This is a genomic window from Thermohahella caldifontis, assembly GCF_041153465.1.
Taxonomy (GTDB): Bacteria; Pseudomonadota; Gammaproteobacteria; order Pseudomonadales; family Oleiphilaceae; genus Thermohahella; species Thermohahella caldifontis.
In genome coordinates this window covers 2,888,513-2,895,000 of the sequence record NZ_CP154858.1, presented here as the reverse complement: position 1 = coordinate 2,895,000, position 6,488 = coordinate 2,888,513, and the positions used below count along the sequence as shown (strand labels likewise).

The following is a 6,488-nucleotide window of genomic DNA, read 5'->3' as shown; positions in this document are numbered from 1 at the left end:
GTCACCCCGGCGGGTGCCGCCGACACAGTCAGTGCTCCCGGTTCCACCCTGCACTATCAGACGCCCGCAGTTCCGCCCGCAGCGGACGCTGTTCAGACCGGGGGAGGCGATGCCGTTGCCGTGGCATCCTCTGATGAGGGCGACGCTGCCCAAACGGTTTCTGCAACCTTCAGTGCGACAGAGGAAACGGTAGCCCCGGACGCTCATCCCGCGCCGGCTGCACTGACCTTTCGCACGGAAACCGTCGGCAAGGGAGACAGCCTGTCCGTCATTTTCCAGCGGGCAGGCGCTTCTGCCGCAGAGCTGCTGACCATCGACAAGGCGATGAAGGACCGCGGCTGGGCAAAATTGTATCCGGGCGAAAAGGTGGTCTTTGGCTTTGACAGCGACGGCAAGCTCAAGGCCCTGACGCTGCACCGCTCTCCACTCGAACAGTTTGAAGTCTCGTGGAATGGCTCCGGATTTGAAGGCAAGCAGGTTATCAGGCAGCCGGACATTCAGCTGGCCTATGCCGAGGGGGAAATCCGCGATTCGTTGTTCGTGGATGCGTCACGTGCGGGCTTGCCGGACAAGCTGATCATGGAGCTGGCCAACATTTTTGGCTGGGACATTGACTTCATTCAGGATATTCGTGAAGGCGACCGGTTTCGCGTCGTCTATGAGGAAAAGTATCTGGGTGAGAAGAAAATCGGACTCGGCGGCATCGTGGCAGCCGAGTTCGTCAATCAAGGGAAAAGCTACAAGGCCATTCGCTATACGGACAGCAATGGACGTACCGCTTATTACACCCCGGATGGCCGCAGCATGCGCAAGGCCTTCCTGAGGATGCCGGTGGATTTTGCCCGGATCTCCAGCGGATTCAATCTGCGCCGCAAGCATCCCGTACTCAACCGTATCCGGGCCCACAAGGGCACCGACTATGCCGCAGCCCGTGGCACTCCCATCAAGGCCAGCGGGGATGGCAAGGTCATTTTCGCCGGACGCAAAGGGGGATACGGCAACACCGTTATCATCCGGCACGGCCAGGCCATCACAACCCTTTACGCCCACATGCAGAAATTTGCGCGCGGCATACGTTCCGGCAAGACGGTACGCCAGGGACAGGTCATCGGCTATATCGGCAGCACAGGCCTGGCCACGGGTCCCCACCTTCACTATGAGTTCCGTGTGAATGGTGTGCACAAGAATCCCATGACTGTTGCGCTGCCTGAAGCCGCACCGGTACCCAAGTCGGAGCGCAAGCGCTTCGAACAGGTCGCCAGCCTGGCCCTGCAGCAGTTGGACAGCCTCGGCGGCAGCATGCAGATCGCCCGGGCCACCACCACGGACTCCGAAACGGCCACGCACTGACAATGGCCTCTGTCCTTGGGCTGATGACGGGCACCAGCCTGGACGGCCTAGATCTGGCGTGGGTGGAATCAGACCCGTTTTCCCTTGTGGACGGTACGCTGATACCTTTTCCCGACGACCTGAGACACAGGCTGTCACGACTTGCCAACGCGCCTTCCATAGACCTTCGGTCACTGGGCCAGACTGAAACAGCCTATTCCGAGTGGCTGGCTGTGGCGGTCCGCGAAACCGCCAGGGCCCGGGGCTGGGATCTCGGCAAGCTCGATGCGGTCGCGTGCCACGGCCAGACATTGGCGCACCAGCCTGAAGGTGCAGAACCTTTTACCTTTCAGCTGCTGAACCCCGGGTTGCTCGCCGAGCGACTGAATTGCGCCGTGGTTGCTGACTTCCGGCGCCGGGATGTGGCCGCCGGCGGACAAGGTGCGCCGCTGGTTCCCCCTTTTCATGCGGCCATGTTCGGGCATCTGGCCGACCGGGTTGCGGTCGTCAATATCGGGGGCATTGCCAATATCACCCTGTGTGGCCGTGAGCGTGATACAGTCACGGGCTTCGATACCGGCCCCGGTAATGGTCTGCTGGACGCCTGGTGCGCTGACCGGCTCGGCTGCAGCTACGATCGTGACGGTGCGCTGTCCGCAAGGGGCCGGGTACTGGAAGACGTTCTGGAGCAGTGGCTGGCCGATCCGTACTTTGCGTTACCGCCCCCGAAAAGCACCGGACGCGAGATGTTCAGTCTGGAATGGCTGCAGACACGGCTTCCTGCCTGTGAAGCGGAGCCGCAAGATGTGCTGAGAACACTGGTGGAGCTGACAGCACGAACCATTGCCGGCTACCTCTCGGAGTGCGAACAGGTGGTGGTGTGTGGCGGCGGCGTGCACAACCAGACTCTGATGGGCAGGCTCAAGGCCCTCAGTCCGGCACCCGTGGGCATGTCGGATGACTTCGGCATTCCGGCTGATTTGCTGGAGGCCACCGCCTTTGCGTGGCTGGGCATTCAGGCACTGGCCGGCGTGCCAACGGCCCGTGCATCTGTGACGGGTGCGAGCCGGGATACGGTTTCGGCCGGGGTCTGGGGGCTGGAATACGTACTGGGGAAGGCTTCAGATCGAGAATGAGCTGCCGCATCCGCAGGTGGTCTGGGCATTGGGATTTCTGACCACGAAGCGCGCACCTTCAAGGCCTTCGACATAGTCGACCGTGGCGCCAGCCAGATACTGATAACTCAACGGATCCACAACCAGGCGCACGCCACCCTTCTCGACTACGGTGTCATCCTCGTTGACCTGATCATCAAAGGTGAAGCCGTACTGAAAGCCGGAGCAGCCTCCGCCAGTCACAAAGACCCGAAGCACCAGATTATCGTCCCCCTCTTCACGAATCAGATCACGAACCTTTTCTGCCGCAAGGTCCGTAAACAGCAATGGAGTGGGTTCAAATACTTCTGCAACGGTCATGGTGCCTCCCGGGTTATGCCAGCATTATCACCAATTCCCAGTAAGAAGGTCAACCTTTCAGGCTGCAGGGCCACTCAACTCATTATCCTGCCCGCCATCCGAAACATCATCTTCCTCCCGGTCTCCGGCCAGCCCCACACCAACAGCCTGTTCGGACTGGTGCACCAGGGCACCGTTGACCTCAGCCCCCATGGCCATTTCAATCAGGTTGTAGTATACGTTCCCCGTCACCGATGCCTTCTCTGCCAGCTCAACGTGTCGCGATGCATAGACGTCCCCCTGAATCCGACCGTTGATAATCAGCGTGGGAACGATGACGTCGCCAATCACCTGCCCCGCTTCGCTGATCCGGAGAACGGCATTCTCGTCGTCCGCACGAACGGTTCCCTTGATGACGCCATCCAGATGAATGCCTCCGGAGAAACGGATATCGCCCTCAATCCGTGTCGTATTGGCGATCAGGGTATCAAATTGCAAGGTGGAAGTTTTCTTTGATTTGCGTTTGCCAAACATGACTCAGTGCTCCTTTGGCCAGTCATAGGCTTTTTCAATTTTGGTGGCTCTCTTTCCCCGTCCCTGGGCAACAATCTGTATTTGCCCCGGTTCGAATGCTTCCGGCAGGGTCAGCTCGCCTGTAAACTCTTGAAAATAGCGGAATCTGAACGGCATGCCCAGCTTTTCCGCACCGGCAAGGTCTCGCAGGGACAGAATACGTGTCTCGCCATTCTGTTCCCCGACCACACTCAGCGTGACCTGCCCGGAAATGCGTTTCCCATTGTTTCCGAGCTGGGTAAGCACGAATTTGTAGCGCCAGTGGCGTGGGCTTTCCCCCTTCCGGAGCTCAAATTTCTGAATGGCGAGCCCGGTCTTGCCATCCGAGGGTGCCATGATCCCCTTGTAGAAGGCAATGTCCTGCTGCATCTGGCGCCGCTCACTCTCAAGCGCTTCCAGGCTCTGGCGCAATTCGTCCAACGCCACCTGATCCACTTCGTGGAGACGCTCAAGCCGGGCCACCTCGGTCATCAGTGTCGCCCGTTCGGACTGGAGTGCCCCGAGCTGCTCGCGCATTTCCGCGGCCTCTTGCCGGACCTGTTCAAGCTGACCGGCACCCACCCGCCAGCCGGCTGCCGCAGAGGCCACCAGCGTAATGAGAATGGCCAGCCAGGCGTACAGGTGAGACCGAAGCTGCCTGCCCGGCTCTTCCTCGACAATCTTCAGCCGGCTCACGGCAGGACCGGTACGCTGACCAGACCCGCGGTTTCCGGCAGGTCAAACATGAGGTTCATGTTCTGCACGGCCTGACCCGCTGCGCCCTTGACGAGATTGTCGATGACGGACACCACAATCAACTGATCACTGCCGGGTTGCTGATGCAGGGCGACGCGGCAAAGATTCGTCCCCCGCACGCTTCGGGTTTCCGGCAGACTGCCCGGCGGCATGACGTCCACGAACGGTTCGCTGGCAAAACGCTTTTCATAAAGGGCCTGCATGTCTTTGAGGCTGCCCCGGAAGGGGGCATAGAGCGTCGCCTCGATGCCGCGGATCATGGGGACGAGGTGCGGAACAAAGGTCAGCCCCACCGGACGATCCGTCATCTTGCCCAGTCCCTGGCGGATTTCGGGCAGGTGACGATGACCGCTGGCCCCGTATGCCTTGAAGCTTTCACTCACTTCGGCAAGAAGATTGGCAACCTTGCCCTGGCGGCCTGCACCACTGACACCGGACTTGGCGTCAGCGATGAGATGCGCGGGGTCAACGAGGCCGGATTCCAGCGCCGGCAAAAAACCCAACTGGACAGCCGTGGGGTAGCAGCCCGGATTGGCTACCAGGCGCGCGCCACGCAACTGATCACGATACATTTCGGGCAGTCCGTAAACCGCCTCCCCGATCAGTTCCGGTGCAGCATGGGACTGACCATACCAGCGTTCCCATTCTGCCACGTCCCTGATCCGGAAATCGGCAGAAAGGTCGATGACCCGGACACCGGCTGCCAGCAAGGCACCGGCTTCCTTCATGGCCACGCCGTTGGGTGTGGCGAAGAAGACCACGTTCTGCTCCGTCAGCTCGGATTCGTCCGGGGTGGTGAAACGCAGGTCCGTATGCCCGCGGAGGTTGGGAAACATGTCCGCGACGGCCTGTCCTGCTTCGGTACGCGAGGTGACGGCTGTCAGTTCCACGTCGGGATGGGCAAGCAGCAGCCTGATCAGTTCAACGCCCGTGTAGCCGGTTCCGCCGACAATGGCAGCCTTAATCCGTTGTGTCATGTGTTTTGGCCTTTTCGCTGTTTTCCGGTTTTTTCAGAAGGTTTTGCGCCAGCCCATGGTAGATGGGAGGCTGGCAGATGACTCGGGACACACCGTTGGAGAGGACGGCAGCAATCATGAGTGGCAGCAGCATGCTCTGTTCGCCGGTGAGCTCCATGACAATGACGAAGGATGTGATGGGACGCTGCACAACTCCACTGAGGAAGGCCGTCATGCCCAGAATGGCCAGTGCCTGGACCGGTGCCTGGGTAAAGAATCCGGCGAGCCAGCCGCCCAGGCCGGCTCCGGTCGAAAGACTGGGCGAGAATATGCCTCCGGGGATGCCGCTCAGATAGGACAGCAGCGTGGCGATGAACTTGAGCAGGGGGAAGGCGGCACTGCCTTCCTCGGCATTGATGGCCAGGTAACGGCTGGCCTGTTCGTAACCCGAACCGAAGGTCAGACCACCGGAGAATACGCCGATTGCCGCGACGAGCAGCCCCATGAGCAGTGCCCAGCGATAGGGCATGGTTTCGACAATGGGTGCGACTCGCCGGTTGCCCTCCTGCAGAAGCAGGGAAAACAGGCCGCCCGCGGCACCGCCTACCAGTGCAACCACCAGTACGGCGGGCCAGTCCTGAACCAGATGCAGGGTTTCGCTGGTCACCCCGAAGTAGGTGTAGTTGCCGTAGATGGAAACGACCACAATACCCGAGATGATGATGGCCAGAATGAGTGTTCCGCTGGTTCTGGCTTCATAGGCCTGGGCCAGTTCCTCGATGGCGAACACGATCCCGGCAAGCGGTGCGTTGAATGCCGCGGCGACACCGGCAGCTCCGCCGGCCTGTATGAATGCGGTGCGCATGTAGGCGAACTTGGCTCCGGCGCGTTTGCCAATCTGATACATCATGGCGGCACCGATGTGAACACTGGGCCCTTCACGCCCCACACTGGCGCCCGCCAGCAGCGCCAGACTGGTGAGGATCATCTTCACAATGCCGGTCGGGAACGCGAGCAGTTTGTCCCGCAGGGCCGGATGCTGCGAGTTCAGCGCCACGATGACCTGCGGGATCCCGCTCCCGGAGGCCTGAGGCCCGGTCTTGCGCATCAGCCAGGTGATGGCCACAAACATGACAGGGGTCAGAATCAGCGGCGCCCAGGTCACCCGGTGATAGATCTGGTCAAAGTAGTGCGCCGCTTCCTCGGCCAGAAAGACAAACAGCGAGATGATCAGCCCCACCATCAGCGCTCCGCCCCAGAAGATGACCCGCAGTTTCCAGTCGTCCTTGTGACCGAGACGCGTCTTCAACCGGCGCTGATACTGATGGAAATCAAATGAGGGCATGAAAAAGGGCGTCCTCCGCTCCGGGGTTCTGGTGAGTGGCTGCCGGGATGATTATACTGGAGCCCCTTCGGTTAGCAAAAATAAAGGATGCGGATT

Annotated in this window: 7 protein-coding genes (1 of these 7 cut by a window edge); 2 read left to right on the top strand and 5 right to left on the bottom strand. The window is 60.5% G+C overall.

Annotation, left to right across the window (positions count from 1 at the left end):
• Together AAIA72_RS14000 and AAIA72_RS13995 are read left to right on the top strand one after the other, a co-directional pair.
• Positions 1-1,350, top strand: the 3' portion of a protein-coding gene (locus AAIA72_RS14000; RefSeq protein ID WP_369600921.1) for an OapA family protein. 126 nt of this gene lie to the left of the window's left edge; only the last 1,350 of its 1,476 coding nucleotides appear in the window; its start codon lies off the left edge, out of view; it ends in the stop codon at positions 1,348-1,350.
• A 2-nt stretch (positions 1,351-1,352) separates the two neighbouring features.
• Complete coding sequence (locus AAIA72_RS13995) at positions 1,353-2,465, top strand: anhydro-N-acetylmuramic acid kinase (RefSeq protein WP_369600920.1); 1,113 nt, start codon at positions 1,353-1,355, stop codon at positions 2,463-2,465.
• On the opposite strand, the gene erpA is transcribed toward AAIA72_RS13995, so the two are convergent.
• From erpA to AAIA72_RS13970, 5 genes are read right to left on the bottom strand one after another with little or no spacing between them, the layout of a single operon-like run.
• Positions 2,451-2,804: an iron-sulfur cluster insertion protein ErpA gene (gene erpA / locus AAIA72_RS13990; protein WP_369600919.1), complete on the bottom strand. Its 354-nt coding sequence runs from the start codon at positions 2,802-2,804 to the stop codon at positions 2,451-2,453. The two genes, AAIA72_RS13995 and erpA, sit on opposite strands and share 15 nt — an antisense overlap.
• 57 nt (positions 2,805-2,861) lie before the next feature.
• On the bottom strand, positions 2,862-3,317 hold the full coding sequence (locus AAIA72_RS13985; protein WP_369600918.1) for a polymer-forming cytoskeletal protein: 456 nt from the start codon (positions 3,315-3,317) through the stop codon (positions 2,862-2,864).
• Between the two features lie 3 nt (positions 3,318-3,320).
• On the bottom strand, positions 3,321-4,031 hold the full coding sequence (locus AAIA72_RS13980) for a DUF6776 family protein (RefSeq protein ID WP_369600917.1): 711 nt from the start codon (positions 4,029-4,031) through the stop codon (positions 3,321-3,323).
• A complete protein-coding gene (gene argC, locus AAIA72_RS13975; RefSeq protein WP_369600916.1) occupies positions 4,028-5,068 on the bottom strand; it encodes an N-acetyl-gamma-glutamyl-phosphate reductase in 1,041 nt (346 codons plus the stop codon). The genes AAIA72_RS13980 and argC overlap by 4 nt, the downstream gene beginning before the upstream one ends.
• Complete coding sequence (locus tag AAIA72_RS13970) at positions 5,052-6,392, bottom strand: chloride channel protein (RefSeq protein ID WP_369600915.1); 1,341 nt, start codon at positions 6,390-6,392, stop codon at positions 5,052-5,054. The genes argC and AAIA72_RS13970 overlap by 17 nt, the downstream gene beginning before the upstream one ends.
• Between the last annotated feature and the right edge of the window lie 96 nt (positions 6,393-6,488).